Origin of the sequence: Pseudomonas sp. EA_15y_Pfl1_P101 (genome assembly GCF_963970835.1) — a bacterium.
Classification (GTDB): Bacteria; Pseudomonadota; Gammaproteobacteria; order Pseudomonadales; family Pseudomonadaceae; genus Aquipseudomonas; species Aquipseudomonas tritici.
In genome coordinates this window covers 1-14,540 of sequence record NZ_CAXAPA010000006.1, presented here as the reverse complement: position 1 = coordinate 14,540, position 14,540 = coordinate 1, and the positions used below count along the sequence as shown (strand labels likewise).

At 59.8% G+C, this 14,540-nt stretch carries 17 protein-coding genes; 14 read left to right on the top strand and 3 right to left on the bottom strand.

Going from position 1 to position 14,540, the window contains the following annotated elements; all coding sequences use genetic code 11:
* Positions 1–57: 57 nt before the first annotated feature.
* From livH to AACY36_RS10765, 8 genes are all read left to right on the top strand, one after another.
* On the top strand, positions 58–981 hold the full coding sequence (gene livH, locus AACY36_RS10800; protein ID WP_339415022.1) for a high-affinity branched-chain amino acid ABC transporter permease LivH: 924 nt from the start codon (positions 58–60) through the stop codon (positions 979–981).
* Positions 978–2,231, top strand: coding sequence for a high-affinity branched-chain amino acid ABC transporter permease LivM (locus AACY36_RS10795; RefSeq protein ID WP_339415023.1), 1,254 nt, complete (start codon positions 978–980; stop codon positions 2,229–2,231). The genes livH and AACY36_RS10795 overlap by 4 nt, the downstream gene beginning before the upstream one ends.
* Positions 2,228–2,995 carry a high-affinity branched-chain amino acid ABC transporter ATP-binding protein LivG gene (livG, locus tag AACY36_RS10790; RefSeq protein WP_339415024.1) on the top strand — a complete coding sequence of 256 codons (768 nt, stop codon included), beginning with the start codon at positions 2,228–2,230 and terminating at the stop codon, positions 2,993–2,995. Before AACY36_RS10795 ends, livG begins: the two co-directional genes overlap by 4 nt.
* Before the next feature lies 1 nt (position 2,996).
* Entirely contained in the window at positions 2,997–3,698 is a 702-nt protein-coding gene (locus AACY36_RS10785; RefSeq protein WP_122540346.1) for an ATP-binding cassette domain-containing protein, read from the top strand.
* A gap of 209 nt (positions 3,699–3,907) precedes the next feature.
* Positions 3,908–4,204 carry a BufA1 family periplasmic bufferin-type metallophore gene (locus tag AACY36_RS10780; RefSeq protein WP_339435910.1) on the top strand — a complete coding sequence of 99 codons (297 nt, stop codon included), beginning with the start codon at positions 3,908–3,910 and terminating at the stop codon, positions 4,202–4,204.
* 22 nt (positions 4,205–4,226) lie between these two features.
* Entirely contained in the window at positions 4,227–5,105 is an 879-nt protein-coding gene (gene bufB, locus AACY36_RS10775) for an MNIO family bufferin maturase (protein ID WP_339497063.1), read from the top strand.
* Positions 5,102–5,878: a DNA-binding domain-containing protein gene (locus tag AACY36_RS10770; protein ID WP_339415027.1), complete on the top strand. Its 777-nt coding sequence runs from the start codon at positions 5,102–5,104 to the stop codon at positions 5,876–5,878. The genes bufB and AACY36_RS10770 overlap by 4 nt, the downstream gene beginning before the upstream one ends.
* The gene (locus AACY36_RS10765; RefSeq protein WP_339435909.1) at positions 5,875–6,360 is read left to right on the top strand and encodes a DoxX family protein; all 486 of its coding nucleotides are present in this window, start codon (positions 5,875–5,877) and stop codon (positions 6,358–6,360) included. Before AACY36_RS10770 ends, AACY36_RS10765 begins: the two co-directional genes overlap by 4 nt.
* Here the strand turns inward: AACY36_RS10765 and AACY36_RS10760 are convergent.
* The gene (locus AACY36_RS10760) at positions 6,357–7,265 is read right to left on the bottom strand and encodes a LysR family transcriptional regulator (RefSeq protein WP_339415029.1); all 909 of its coding nucleotides are present in this window, start codon (positions 7,263–7,265) and stop codon (positions 6,357–6,359) included. The genes AACY36_RS10765 and AACY36_RS10760 overlap by 4 nt on opposite strands.
* A gap of 103 nt (positions 7,266–7,368) precedes the next feature.
* Here AACY36_RS10760 and AACY36_RS10755 point away from each other — a divergent pair, with 103 nt between their 5' ends.
* The 3 genes from AACY36_RS10755 to AACY36_RS10745 all read left to right on the top strand — a co-directional run bounded on the left by AACY36_RS10755 (position 7,369) and on the right by AACY36_RS10745 (position 10,455).
* Positions 7,369–7,968, top strand: coding sequence for a short chain dehydrogenase (locus AACY36_RS10755; protein WP_339435908.1), 600 nt, complete (start codon positions 7,369–7,371; stop codon positions 7,966–7,968).
* Positions 7,969–8,063: 95 nt separating this feature from the next.
* Positions 8,064–8,735: a COG3650 family protein gene (locus AACY36_RS10750; protein WP_339415031.1), complete on the top strand. Its 672-nt coding sequence runs from the start codon at positions 8,064–8,066 to the stop codon at positions 8,733–8,735.
* Between the two features lie 106 nt (positions 8,736–8,841).
* Entirely contained in the window at positions 8,842–10,455 is a 1,614-nt protein-coding gene (locus AACY36_RS10745; protein ID WP_339415032.1) for an NAD(P)/FAD-dependent oxidoreductase, read from the top strand.
* Between the two features lie 93 nt (positions 10,456–10,548).
* Here the strand turns inward: AACY36_RS10745 and AACY36_RS10740 are convergent, their stop codons facing one another.
* Positions 10,549–11,643, bottom strand: coding sequence for a PLP-dependent cysteine synthase family protein (locus AACY36_RS10740; protein ID WP_339497061.1), 1,095 nt, complete (start codon positions 11,641–11,643; stop codon positions 10,549–10,551).
* Positions 11,644–11,859: 216 nt separating this feature from the next.
* Between AACY36_RS10740 and nhaA the strand changes: the two genes are divergently transcribed.
* Positions 11,860–13,053: a Na+/H+ antiporter NhaA gene (gene nhaA, locus AACY36_RS10735; protein WP_339415034.1), complete on the top strand. Its 1,194-nt coding sequence runs from the start codon at positions 11,860–11,862 to the stop codon at positions 13,051–13,053.
* Between the two features lie 405 nt (positions 13,054–13,458).
* Here the strand turns inward: nhaA and AACY36_RS10730 are convergent, their stop codons facing one another.
* Positions 13,459–13,923, bottom strand: a complete 465-nt coding sequence (locus AACY36_RS10730; RefSeq protein ID WP_003189251.1) for an outer membrane lipoprotein — start codon at positions 13,921–13,923, stop codon at positions 13,459–13,461.
* Between the two features lie 157 nt (positions 13,924–14,080).
* Here AACY36_RS10730 and AACY36_RS10725 point away from each other — a divergent pair, with 157 nt between their 5' ends.
* Complete coding sequence (locus tag AACY36_RS10725; RefSeq protein ID WP_339415035.1) at positions 14,081–14,311, top strand: hypothetical protein; 231 nt, start codon at positions 14,081–14,083, stop codon at positions 14,309–14,311.
* 43 nt (positions 14,312–14,354) lie between these two features.
* On the top strand, positions 14,355–14,540 hold a 186-nt coding region (gene tnpB / locus AACY36_RS10720; RefSeq protein ID WP_275958949.1), incomplete at its 3' end, for an IS66 family insertion sequence element accessory protein TnpB.

Below are 14,540 nucleotides of genomic sequence, written 5' to 3'. Positions count from 1 at the left end.
ACGGGCCGGAAATGACTCCACCAGTGAAATGCGTATCGGGTTTTTAGGAGCGCTGTAATGCCTGAGATCTATCATTTTTTCCAAACGCTGGTTAACGGCATGACCGTTGGCAGCACCTATGCCTTGATAGCCATTGGCTACACAATGGTTTACGGCATCATTGGAATGATTAACTTCGCCCATGGCGAGGTCTACATGATTGGTTCCTACGTGGCCTTCATCGCCCTTGCCGGGCTGGCCATGCTGGGTATCCACTCCCTGCCGCTGTTGATGACCGCCGCGTTCCTGGCGTCGATCGTCGTGACCAGTGCCTATGGCTACAGTATCGAGCGCGTTGCCTACCGTCCCTTGCGTGGCAGCAACCGTTTGATCCCGCTGATTTCTGCTATCGGCATGTCGATTTTCCTGCAGAACACCGTATTGCTGTCCCAGGACTCCAAGGACAAGTCCATTCCCAACCTGATCCCGGGGAGCTTCTCCTTCGGCCCAGGCGGCGCACAAGAAGTGCTGATTTCGTACATGCAGGTCCTGGTCTTCGTCGTTACCCTGGTGGCCATGCTGGGCCTGACCCTGTTCATCTCCCGTTCCCGTCTGGGGCGCGCCTGCCGGGCCTGTGCCGAAGACATCAAGATGGCCAACCTGTTGGGCATCAACACCAACAACATCATCGCCCTGACCTTCGTGATCGGCGCCGCATTGGCGGCCGTCGCGGCCGTGCTGCTGAGCATGCAGTACGGCGTGATCAACCCCAACGCCGGTTTCCTGGTAGGTCTCAAAGCCTTTACCGCAGCGGTATTGGGCGGCATCGGCAGCATTCCGGGCGCCATGCTCGGTGGCCTGGTGCTGGGTGTGGCCGAAGCCTTTGGTGCCGATATCTTCGGCGACCAGTACAAGGACGTCGTAGCGTTCAGCCTGTTGGTTCTGGTCCTGTTGTTCCGTCCGACCGGCATCCTGGGCCGTCCGGAGGTTGAGAAAGTATGAGCAAATATCTTAAATCGGCGTTTTTCAGCGCCTTGCTGGTATGGGCAGTGGCCTTCCCGGTACTCGGCCTCAAGCTGAGCATTGTCGGCATCAACCTGGAAGTGCATGGTACCGGTCCCGTGACCCTCACCATCATCGCCCTGTGTTCGGTACTGTTGTTCCTGCGCGTGCTGTTCACCCAGCAGGTCAGCGCCTTGCTCAAGGGCAACCGTGGTCCGTTGGTGTCGCCTAAGGTCAGTCAATTCCTGACCCTTCCACGCACCCAGCGCTACATCATCATCGGCCTGATCGTGGCCGCGTTGATCTGGCCGTTCTTTGGCTCGCGCGGCGCGGTCGACATCGCCACCCTGATCCTGATCTACGTGTTGCTGGGCCTTGGCCTGAACATCGTGGTGGGCCTGGCCGGCCTGCTCGACCTGGGTTATGTGGGCTTTTACGCAGTGGGTGCCTACACCTACGCGCTGCTCTCGCACTACCTGGGTTGGGGCTTCTGGATCTGCCTGCCGTTGGCGGGCATGGCGGCGGCGACGTTCGGCTTCCTGCTGGGCTTCCCGGTGCTGCGTTTGCGCGGTGACTACCTGGCGATCGTGACCCTGGGCTTCGGTGAAATCATCCGTCTGTTCCTGCGTAACCTCACCGATATTACCGGCGGCCCCAACGGCATCAGCAGCATCCCCAAGCCCACCTTCTTCGGGCTGTCGTTCGACCGCACCGCAGCAGAGGGCATGCAGACCTTCCACGAATACTTCGGGATCGACTACAACCCGGTGAGCAAAGTGGTGTTCCTGTACCTGGTGGCGCTGTTGCTGGCACTGGCCGCACTGTTCGTGATCAACCGCCTGCTGCGCATGCCGATCGGCCGCGCGTGGGAAGCACTGCGCGAAGATGAAATTGCCTGCCGTGCACTGGGCATGAACCCGACAATCATCAAGCTTTCGGCCTTCACCCTCGGGGCAACATTCGCCGGTTTCGCCGGCAGCTTCTTCGCCGCTCGCCAAGGTCTGGTGACGCCGGAGTCGTTCACCTTTATCGAGTCGGCGATCATCCTCGCCATCGTGGTACTGGGTGGCATGGGCTCGCAACTGGGCGTGATCCTGGCGGCGATCGTGATGATCCTGCTGCCGGAAATGATGCGTGAGTTCAGCGAATACCGCATGTTGATGTTCGGCGCCATGATGGTGCTGATGATGATCTGGCGTCCTCAAGGCCTGCTGCCCATGCAACGTCCACACATGGAGCTGCGCAAATGAGCCGCGAGATCCTGAAAGTCGAAAATCTGAGCATGCGCTTCGGCGGCTTGCTGGCGGTCAACGGCGTGGCCCTGACCGTGAAAGAGAAACAGGTTGTGGCGCTGATTGGCCCGAACGGCGCCGGCAAGACCACGGTGTTCAACTGCCTCACCGGTTTCTACAAGCCGAGTGGTGGCAGCATCCTGCTGGATGGCCAGCCGATCCAGGGTTTGGCCGGTCACGAGATCGCCCGCAAGGGCGTGGTGCGGACCTTCCAGAACGTGCGGTTGTTCAAGGACATGACGGCGGTCGAAAACCTGCTGATTGCCCAGCACCGTCACCTGAACACCAACTTCTTCGCAGGCTTGTTCAAGACCCCGGCGTTCCGCAAAAGCGAGAGCGAGGCCATGGAATACGCGGAGTACTGGCTGGACAAGGTCAACCTCACCGAGTTTGCCAACCGCCCTGCCGGCACCTTGGCTTATGGCCAGCAACGTCGCCTGGAAATCGCCCGCTGCATGATGACCCGCCCGCGGATCCTGATGCTCGACGAACCGGCCGCGGGTCTGAACCCCAAGGAAACCGAAGACCTCAAGGCGCTGATCAGCGTGTTGCGTGAAGAAAACAACGCCACCGTGCTGTTGATCGAACACGACATGAAACTGGTCATGAGCATTTCCGACCACATCGTGGTGATCAACCAGGGCACGCCGTTGGCCAACGGCACGCCGGAGCAGATCCGCGACAATCCTGAAGTGATCAAAGCCTATTTGGGGGAAGCGTAAAATGCTGCAATTCGAAAACGTTTCCACTTTCTACGGCAAGATCCAGGCCCTGCACAGCGTCAACGTGGAAGTGCGCCAAGGCGAGATCGTTACGCTGATCGGCGCCAACGGTGCCGGTAAATCCACGCTGCTGATGACCCTGTGCGGTTCGCCCCAGGCTCACAGCGGCAGCATCCGCTACATGGGTGAGGAACTGGTGGGCCAGGCCTCTTCCGAGATCATGCGCAAGAGCATTGCCGTGGTGCCGGAAGGCCGTCGGGTGTTTGCCCGCCTGACCGTGGAAGAGAACCTCGCGATGGGCGGGTTCTTCACCGACAAGGGCGACTACCAGGAGCAGATGGACAAGGTGCTGCACCTGTTCCCACGACTCAAGGAACGCTTCAGCCAGCGCGGCGGCACCATGTCCGGCGGCGAGCAGCAAATGCTCGCCATCGGCCGGGCGCTGATGAGCAAGCCCAAGCTGTTGCTGCTGGACGAACCTTCGCTTGGCCTGGCGCCGATCATCATCCAGCAGATCTTCGACATCATCGAACAACTGCGCAAGGACGGTGTGACGGTGTTCCTGGTGGAGCAGAACGCCAACCAGGCCCTGAAGATTGCTGACCGGGCCTACGTGCTGGAAAACGGCCGGGTGGTGATGCAGGGTACGGGCGAGCAGTTGTTGACCGATCCGAAGGTGCGCGAGGCCTACCTCGGCGGTTAAAAAACGGTTGCTGGATGAACCGGATCAAAAACGTGGGAGCGGCGGTGCGAGCAAGTCGCACCGCCGCTCCCACATTTGCTTTGTGTGATCCCTGGAATTACGTTGTTTGAAACTATTTTCGGCTGATTTGTAACGAACCCCACGCCCCTCTCTCTAGTGCTACAAGCAGGCATTCAAGCCCGCCAACCCACCCCACTAGGAGATACACCATGACCACCAAACTGTCCGCTGCCACCCTCGTCCTGGCCCTCGGTTCCGCGCTGAGCCTGTCTGCCCTGACCACCACCGCCCACGCCGCCGACGACATGCAAAAGTGCTTCGGTGTCGCCGAAGCCGGCAAGAACGATTGCGCCGCAGGCGCTGGCACTTCCTGCGCCGGCACCTCGAAAACCAAGGACCAGGCCAACGCCTGGCAACTGGTTCCAACCGGCACCTGCCTCCAAACCCCAAGCTCCACCTCGCCGACCGGTTTCGGCCAGGAAGCGGCCTTCACCGCCAAGTCCTGAACCTCATAAAACCTGAGTACTGATGATGACTCTTTCATCCCTGCAAGCCGTCTCCCAGGCTCAGGCGCCCGGCCTCCCACGCCGGGTCGGGCTGGGGCTCAAGCATGAGCACTTCACTGCAGTGCTGGAGACCTCACCCGACATCGGTTTTTTTGAAGTGCACGCCGAAAACTACATGGTGGACGGCGGCCCGTTTCATCACTACCTTGGGTTGATCCGCGAACAGTACCCGCTGTCATTGCACGGCGTAGGCCTGTCCATCGGCGGAGAAGGCCCGCCGGACCGTGAGCACCTGGCGCGGTTGGCAACGCTGATCGAACGCTATCAACCCCACTCTTTTTCTGAACACCTGGCCTGGTCAAGCCACGGCCCGGTGTTTCTCAATGACCTGCTGCCCCTGGCCTATGACAGCGCGACCCTGCAACGGGTGTGCGAACACATTGACCACGTGCAAAATACCCTCAAGCGGCCAATGCTGCTGGAGAACCCGTCGACTTACCTGCAATTCCAGCGCTCAACCCTGGATGAGACCGACTTCATCAGTGAGATCATCCGCCGTACGGGCTGCGGTTTGCTGCTGGACGTGAATAACGTCTATGTGTCGTGCATCAACCATCAACGCGATCCGGTTGCCTACATCGACGGCCTGCCGATGCATGCGGTGGGCGAGATTCATCTGGCCGGTTTTGCCGAAGACACTGACAGCCTCGGTGATCGCTTGTTGATCGACGATCACGGCGCACCTATCGACAACGCCGTGTGGCAGCTCTACGAAAAAGTATTGGCGCACGTAGGCCCGATAGCCACGCTGATCGAACGGGACAACCAAGTGCCGGCGTTCAGCGTATTGCTGGCTGAGGCTCAACAGGCCGAACTGCGTCTGTCGCAGGTGAGCCCATGAGCCTTCATGACGAGTTTGCCGCAGCGCTGCTGGCGCCGGACCAGGCATGCCCCAATGGCCTGTTCAGCAGCAACGGTGCCGACCCGGCCAGCCGTTTTGCGGTGTATCGCAACAATGTGCACAGTTCGTTGATCAACGCACTCGCAACGGCCTACCCCGTGACATTGCAATTGGTGGGCGAGGACTTCTTCCGTGCGATGGCCGGCCTGTTTATCCGGGCTTGCCCACCCACCAGCCCGCTGATCAGCGAGTACGGCAGTGCGCTCGCCGCATTTATCCAGGACTTTGAGCCAGCCGCCAGCGTGCCCTACCTGGCCGATATGGCGCGTTTGGAACGACTGCGTGTGCGCGCCTATCACGCGGCGGACACCCAGCCACTCGACCAACCGACTGTTCTTCAAGCACTGCAAGGCCAAACAGACCTGGGGAAATTGCGCCTGCAACTGCATCCATCCCTTGCCACCTTGAATTCTGCCTACGCGGTGGTGGCGGTATGGGCCGCGCACCAGACCGAAGGCGGCCTGGCCACCCTGAATCCCTGGCACGCCCAGAGTGCGCTGGTAGTACGTCAGGGGCTGGAGGTCAGGGTATTTGCTACCGACAGTGGCTCAGTGGCGTTTATCAACAGCCTGGCCCATGGCAATGCCTTGGAAAAAGCCGTGGAGCATGCGCTTGACGCAGCGGCCGAGTTCGACCTGCACCAATGCCTCACGCTGCTGATCAGCCACAACGCCATTACTCATTTGCATCTAGAACAAAAGGTATCGCCATGAACACTCGTCCATCAGGCCTGATCAATCGGGTCATCGCGCTTTTCGAACAAATCCCTTACAGCCTGATTGCCTTTGTCGCGCGTTTTTCGATTGCCGCAGTGTTCTGGAAATCCGGGCAAACCAAGGTCGAAGGATTCGTTATTGATTTGGTCAGCGGCACCTTCCAACTGGGCGAACCGAAACTGGCCGCCTCGACATTGCCGTTGTTTCGCAGCGAATACCACGTGCCGCTGCTATCACCGGAGGTGGCGGCGCATATGGCGGCGTTTGCCGAGCACTTCTTCCCGGTGTTGATCCTGGTAGGCTTCGCTACGCGCTTCTCGGCCTTGGCCCTGATCGGCATGACCCTGGTGATTCAGCTGTTCGTCTACCCGGACGCCTACCCGACCCATGGCACCTGGATTGCGCTGCTGTTGATACTCGTAGCCAAAGGACCGGGGCGCCTGTCCATCGATCACTTGATCGCGCGTCGCTACGCTTAGAGTCGGTCGAGGGCCTTGCCGCTGCGCTTGAACCCGTCCACCAAGTAGTCAGCCAGCACCTGGGTGCGACGCGGCAGACCGCCCTGATAGGGATGCACGAGGTACATCGGCATGCTTCGCGTCTGATAATCACGCAGGAGCCAGCGCAAGCGGCCGTCAGCCAATTCTGCGGGCAGAACGTAGGACGGCAAGCGTGCGATACCTGCGCCCACTAACGCAGCCTTTTTCAACAAGTTGTAGTGATTGGAGGCAAAGGTACCGCTCACCCGCACCCGCAGCAGTTCGTGCTGCTGGTGGTACAACCACTCTTCACGGCCGCTGTAGTGGCTGTTGAGCAGGCAGGTGTGGGCGGCCAAGTCGGCCGGTGTCTCCGGTTCGCCATGCTTCTCAAGGTACGCCGGGCTGGCGCAGGTCATTTCATGCCAGGCCAGCAGAGGCTTGACCACCAGGCGCTCGTTTTCAATCGCGCCTGAGCGTACCCCCAAGTCAAAACCATCCCGCGCCAGGTCCCGGTAACTGTTGTTGAGCTCCAGCTCGATCTGCACCTGCGGGTACTGTTTGGAAAACTCCAGCAACAAGCCATCAAAGAAGGTTTCGCCCAAGGAGACCGGAACCGTCATACGCACCGGCCCGGCCAGATCGTCCTTTAGCCGGGCCAACGCCTGACGGGCGCGATCCACCTGCACCACCAATGCCTGAGCCTGGGGCAGCAATGCCGCACCGGCTGCAGTCAGGCTGAGCTTGCGCGTCGTGCGGTGCAGCAGCACCACACAATGCTGTGCTTCCAACTGGCTGATTCGCTTGGACAACTGCCCTTTGCTACAGCCCAGTTTCTCCGCGGCCACGGTAAAACTGCCGGCGTCGATCAGCACGGCGAAGGCCGCCAAGTCATCCATTTCGCTCATGGATTGTTTCCATTTGAAAACCAAAGGTTGCCCATTAGTGCGTTTATCCGCTTAAAAAGCCACTCTACACTGAACCTTCACTTACCCTTGGAGGAACAGCACCATGAAAATCCTATTGATTGGCGCCAGTGGCACCGTCGGCTCGGCAGTCAAGGCGGAACTGGCTCAGCGCCACGAAGTGATCAGCATCGGCCGCAGCAGCGGCGACTTCCAGGTGGATATCAGCGACAGCGCGTCAATCCGCAAACTGTTCGAGCAGACCGGCACATTCGATGCCCTGGTCTGCGCAGCCGGCAGCGTGAACTTCGTCGCGCTGGGCGACATGAGCGAAAGCGATTTCGAGCTGGGCCTGCGTGACAAGCTGATGGGCCAGGTCAACCTGCTGTTGATCGGTCGTGAATACGCCAACGATGGCGCCTCGTTTACCTTCACCAGTGGCATTCTGAATCGCGACCCCATCCCCACCGGCGCCTCGGCTGCGCTGGTCAACGGCGCCATTGACGCCTTTGTCAAAGCGACGGCAATTGAATTGCCGCGCGGCCTGCGTATCAACGCCGTGAGCCCGACGGTCCTGCTCGAAGCCATGGACAGTTACGCGCCATATTTTCGCGGCTACAAACCAGCTCCAGCCGCCGACGTAGCGCTGGCCTACGCAAAAAGTGTTGAAGGTTTACAGACAGGTCAGACCTTTATGGTGGGTTGAATCGGATACCTGTCAGATTTGACTGAATCTGGCAGCCGGGGTTGTGGTGCAACGCCGGCGTGCGTAACGTGGCGGCACTTGTCTGGAGACCGATAATGCGCGCCGCCCACACCCTAACTCTACTTGCCTTGCTTCCCCTGTTCGCCGCCTGCCAGATGTTCGACAGCGACCCGGCCAAGCCGTCTCTCGCCGGGCTGACCCGTATGCAGGGCGAACTCACGGCAGTCGGCGACAAACTGCTGTTCCAGCCGTGCAACGACAAACGCAACTACGTGGTCAACGACACCGGCGGCACCAGCATCCTGCAGGAAGCGGCCTCCCTGGCCGGCCAGCAAGGCGCGTTGTTTGCCGACCTGCGCGGCAAGTTCTCGGGGGTTGCCAGCGGCACCCAAGGCAGCGTGGACCTGCAACAACTGTATCGTGTTGAACGTTCGACCTCGGCCTGCGACGATCCGGACTTCAAGCGCATGATCCTGCGCGCCAACGGCCACAAACCGGCCTGGGCAATGAACGTGACGGCCAAGGGCATGGTGCTGGAACGTGAAGGCCAGCCGCCACTGGCAGTGCCTTATGTGGAAGAGCAGATCGGTGACGGCCGCTTCAACCTGATGACTGAAGCCAACAACCAGCACGTCGAACTGTGGGTGGCCCCGCAACGTTGCATCGACAGCGTGAGCGGCAGCCTGCAACACATGACCGCCGAGTTGCGCGTCAACGGTCAGGTACAGCGCGGTTGCGCCTCGTTTGGCGGCTCGCGCGACGACTGACTCGGCACTGCGTTGTTTTAACATGACGGGAATCGGCCATTGGGGCTTATAATCGCCGGTTTGCAAAACAGCCGGCCAATCAGCCAGCCGCCTACCGGATCCTGTCATGTTACGAATCACCGAACTCAAGCTGCCTATCGACCATCCCGAAGAAGACCTGCGGCCCGCCATCGTGCAGCGCCTGGGCATCGCCAGTGATGACCTGCTCGATTTCACCCTGTTCAAGCGCAGCTACGACGCCCGCAAGAAATCGTCGGAGCTGTGTTTCATCTACACCATCGACTTGAACGTGAAGGGCGAAGCGGCGCTGTTGCTCAAGTTCGCCGATGACCGCAACGTCAACCCGGCGCCGGATGTCAGCTACACAGTGGTCGGCCAGGCGCCGGAAGGCCTGACAGAACGTCCAATCGTCGTCGGCTTTGGCCCGTGCGGCATTTTCGCCGGGCTGTTGCTGGCGCAGATGGGCTTCAAGCCGATCATCCTCGAACGCGGCAAGGAAGTGCGCCAGCGCACCAAGGACACCTGGGGCCTGTGGCGCAAAAATGTGCTCAACCCCGAATCCAACGTGCAATTCGGTGAAGGCGGCGCCGGGACCTTTTCCGATGGCAAGCTATACAGCCAGATCAAGGACTCGAAATTCCACGGCCGCAAAGTCCTGCACGAGTTCGTCAAGGCCGGTGCGCCGGCAGAAATTCTCTACGTCAGCAAGCCGCATATCGGTACGTTCCGCCTGACCGGCGTGGTGGAGAACATGCGCGAGCAGATCATCGCCCTGGGCGGTGAAGTGCGCTTCGAGCAGCGGGTTACCGACGTGCTGATCGAAGACGGCCAGTTGAACGGCGTGGTCGTCGATGGCGGCGAGCAGATCCCGTCCAGGCATGTGATCCTGGCCCTCGGCCACAGCGCCCGCGATACCTTCCGCATGCTCCACAGCCGTGGGGTTTACATGGAAGCCAAGCCGTTCTCGGTGGGATTCCGTATTGAACACCCGCAGTCGCTGATCGACGCTGCGCGCCTGGGCAAATACGCCGGGCACCCAAAACTCGGCGCCGCCGACTACAAGCTGGTGTACCACGCCAAGAACGGCCGCTCGGTCTACAGCTTCTGCATGTGTCCAGGCGGTACCGTGGTTGCTGCGACCTCCGAGCCGGGCCGCGTCGTCACCAACGGCATGAGCCAGTACTCGCGTAACGAACGTAATGCCAACTCCGGCATCGTGGTCGGCATCACGCCTGAAGTGGATTACCCAGGTGGCCCGCTGGCGGGTATCGAGTTGCAGGAACGTCTGGAGTCCCACGCCTACATCCTCGGCGGCAGCAACTACGAGGCCCCGGCGCAATTGGTGGGCGATTTCATCGCCGGCAAGCCGTCTACCGCTATCGGCAGTGTGCAACCTTCCTACAAGCCTGGCGTTGCTCTCGGTGACCTGGCCCTGGCGTTGCCGGACTTCGCCATCGAGGCGATCCGCGAAGCGTTGCCAGCGTTCGAGAAACAGATCAAGGGCTATTCGCTGCACGACGCGGTGTTGACCGGTATCGAGACGCGCACCTCGTCGCCGCTGCGGATAACCCGTAACGAATCGATGCAGAGCTTGAACGTAAAAGGCCTGTTCCCGGCCGGTGAAGGCGCCGGTTATGCCGGGGGGATTCTGTCGGCGGGTGTGGATGGGATTCGGATTGCTGAGGCGTTGGCGCGGGATATGTTGGGCAGCCAGGGCTGAAGCTTCGCGTTGTAAGCCTCAAGCTGCAAGCTAAAAGCGGATAGGTAACCTGCTTTTTCTTGTAGCTTGGCGCTTACAACTTGCCGCTGCGACTTAGATATTTGCGCGCAGGATGCTGTCCGGTAACGGCTCACCCCGCTCCACACTGGCCGCAACGGCCGCAATCAGCCCGCCCAATTCATAGCCCTGCCCCGCCAGCCACGCTTGATCGTAATAGGTGGTGGCATACCGCTCACCCCCATCACACAAGATCGCCACGATCGAGCCCGACTCCCCCGACGCTTTCATCTGCTGGGCCGCCACCAGCGCGCCAATCAGGTTGGTCCCGCTGGAACCGCCGACCCGCCGTCCAAGCCGTGCAGCAAGGTAATGCATGGCCGCCAGCGAGAGCGCATCCGGCACCTTGACCATCGCATCAATCACCTTTGGCAAAAAGGATGCCTCGACCCGAGGCCGACCAATCCCTTCGATGCGCGAGCCACAGTCCAGGCGCAAACTCGCGTCGCCACTCTGATAGAAATCAAAGAACACGGAGCGCTCGGCATCAGCACACAACACACGGGTGCAATGCTGGCGATAGCGCACATAACGGCCGAGAGTTGCTGTGGTGCCACCAGTGCCGGGGCTGGAGATCAGCCAGTTCGGTTCCGGATGCTGCTCGAAACGCATCTGCTGGAAGATCGATTCGGCGATGTTGTTGTTCGCACGCCAGTCGGTGGCGCGCTCGGCGTAGGTGAACTGGTCCATGAAATGGCCACCGCTTTCCAGTGCCAGGCGCTCGGACTCCGCGTAGATCTGCGTCGGGTCCTGTACCAGGTGGCTTTTACCGCCGTAGAAAGCAATCTGCGCGATTTTTTCCTGGGAGGTGGTGGCCGGCATCACCGCAATAAATGGCAAGCCGAGCAGACGGGCGAAGTAAGCTTCGGAAATCGCCGTCGACCCGCTGGACGCTTCGATCACCGGCGCGCCAGGCTTGAGCCAACCGTTGCACAGCGCATACAGGAACAGCGAGCGAGCCAGCCGATGCTTGAGGCTGCCCGTGGGGTGGCTGGACTCGTCCTTGAAGTACAACTCGATACCCGGCAACCCCGGCAATGGCAAGGGAATCAGGTGCGTGTCGGCGCTGCGCTGGAAGTCTGCTTCAATGATACGAATGGCTTCGCGGGCCCAGGGACGTTGGTCGCTCATGGAGAGTTTCTCTGATGGTGTAAGCCCTGATTTTATGGGGTTTCCTACACACCACACAGATACAGTACCGGCTCAATTGAGGACACAATTGCGAGGGTTCGACGTAACGTCATCGCGAACCACCGTTTATAACAAATAAGAATATAAATTTTGTTTTAACAGCTAACGGTACGGGTTAGGGTACCCACCTATTGAACTTGGATTGGAGAGCGTCCCTTGCCTCTGCGTAGCACTTTCACCCGTTTCTTCCAGCTGGAAGCCGCCAGCGGTCTGATGTTGATCGCGGCAGCCGCCCTGGCCCTGATCATCAATAATTCGCCTTTGTCGCACCTGTACAGCGCGTTTCTCGACGTACCGGTAGTGGCGCAGATTGGCGCGTTGAAAATCGCCAAGCCCGCCTTGCTTTGGATCAACGATGGCCTGATGGCCTTGTTCTTCCTGCTGATCGGCCTTGAGGTCAAGCGCGAGCTGCTCGACGGCCACCTGTCCAAGCCCTCGCAAGTGGTGCTGCCCGGCGCAGCGGCCATCGGCGGCATGGTGGTGCCAGCGCTGATCTACTGGGCGATCAACAAGGACTATCCCGCGGCCCTTTCGGGTTGGGCGATCCCGATGGCCACCGACATTGCCTTCGCCCTCGGCGTGCTGGCCCTGCTGGGCAAACGTGTGCCGGTGTCGCTGAAGCTGTTCCTGATGACCCTGGCGATTATTGACGACCTGGGCGCGATCATCGTGATCGCCATTTTCTATTCCGCCGACCTGTCCGGCGCCGCCCTGGCAGGTGCAGGTGCCTGCTTGATCGCCTTGGTTGCGATGAACCGCTTGGGTGTTATCAAACTCGGACCGTATCTGATTATTGGCCTGATCCTGTGGGTGTGTGTACTCAAGAGCGGCGTGCACGCGACGCTCGCCGGTGTAACGTTGGCATTCTGCATCCCGATGCGCACCAAGTACGCCGAGTCGTCGCCATTGCTCACGCTGGAGCACGCCCTGCACCCGTGGGTGGCCTACGCCATCCTGCCGCTGTTCGCCTTCGCCAACGCCGGGGTCTCGCTGACGGGTGTCAGCCTGGAAAGCTTCACTCACCATGTGCCTATGGGCATCGCCACGGGCCTGTTGATCGGCAAGACCGTTGGTGTGTTCGGGCTCACTTGGCTGGCCATCAAGACCGGCATCGCTGCCCTGCCCAACGGCGCAAACTGGGGTCAGGTGTTTGGTGTGTCGATCCTGTGCGGCATCGGCTTCACCATGAGTTTGTTTGTGGGCTCGCTGGCATTCGTGCCGGGTGCCAGTGAGTTCGCGGGTGAGGACCGCATGGGGATTTTGACCGGTTCGATATTGGCGGCGTGTATTGGTTATGCGGTGACAGCGATGGCGAGTCGCAAGAAGGCCGTAACGTCAGGTTTGAACTGACAGCCCTGAAAACCAAAAAGCCGCCTCGGCTTAAACCGAGGCGGCGCCACTTCTCAGACCTACAGGTCATCGAAGCTGTCCCGCAGAAATACCCACACGTGGTAGAAACGCAGGATATTCACTACGAGGTTCCACGTACGTTGTGCAAACATCGACAGACTCGGCCCTCCTAAAGTCAGGCCTTTCCTCCAGCGCACTTAACGGAACACGTGGGCCTTTGAATGCAGGTCAATGCATCTTTGAAGTCGCAGCCCAGTCGATAATTGGGTTTGCAATAAAAAACCGCCCTACTAAGGCGGTTTTTTATTGCCTGCATTTTTTGCAGTTCAAACCGGCCACCCCCCATAAAACCAAAAAACCCCAACCGGTCACGCGGCTGGGGTTTTGTATTTCTACAACCAGCGCTTAGCGCGTAACGCGGCTAGTACCATCAACGGTCATGATGCGTACACGGTCGCCAATGCGGAAGATTTCATTCTCCTGCACAGCCTGCACATAGGCGCGCATGCTGCCGTCGTCTTCGCGTACGGTGATTTCCACACCCTGGGTGCGGGTCAGGCCTTCTTCGGTGGCCGAGCCCAGCAACCCACCAGCAACGGCACCGATCACGGCAGTCACGATGCTGCCACGACCGCCACCGATAGCGCTGCCGCCAACGCCGCCGATGACTGCGCCAGCAGCGCCGCCGATTGGGGTCTTGGTGCCTTCGATTTTCACGGGGCGCAGGGATTCGATGGTCCCCATGCGCACGGTCTGAACACGACGCGCTTCGTCGCGGGAGTACGAGTCACCGGTCAGACTCGAGGCGCAGCCACCCAGCAGCAACGACAGGGTGGTAAAGCAGGCAACCAGTAAAACGGACTTACGCATAGCATCAACTCCAAAGGACAGGTGTTCATTAAACGCTGCAGCTTGACGCCTGTCACGGCAAGCGCCGCAGAAAATTGCTTTCATTCAGCCTGAGTACAGACAGCCCGTACCAGAAAACTCGACGAACGGTAGCACTCCACGCCTAGCCAGGACCTCCATGGATTACTTCATCATTGTAGTCACAACGCTTGCCGGCCTGTATTTTCACGGCTGGCTGTACCTGCGTATCAGGCGCTGGATCGACCGTGACCTGGCGCTATCACTGGCGGGCAATGATCTGCACAAGCGCGCATTTATGCTGCGACAGCTGGAACAGGCTCGCGCGCTGAAAATCAGGCGGTCCGATTGTAAGCGATCCACCATGTACACATTCAAAACTGCCCGTTGAAGCCTGATGCTGTGCTCCCGATTCCCATCAGGAGCCCGCAGTTATGATGCGCCCCGACGCCAAAGTTGAAAAAGTCTACCTCTACCCCAAGCCTGTCGACTTCCGAAAATCCATCGACGGCCTCGCCGCCTTGGTCGAATTGGATATCAAAGTGGCGGTGTTCGACCCCGTGCTTTTTGTTTTTCTGAATCGCCCCCGTAATCGGGTGAAAATACTTTATTGGGAGCGC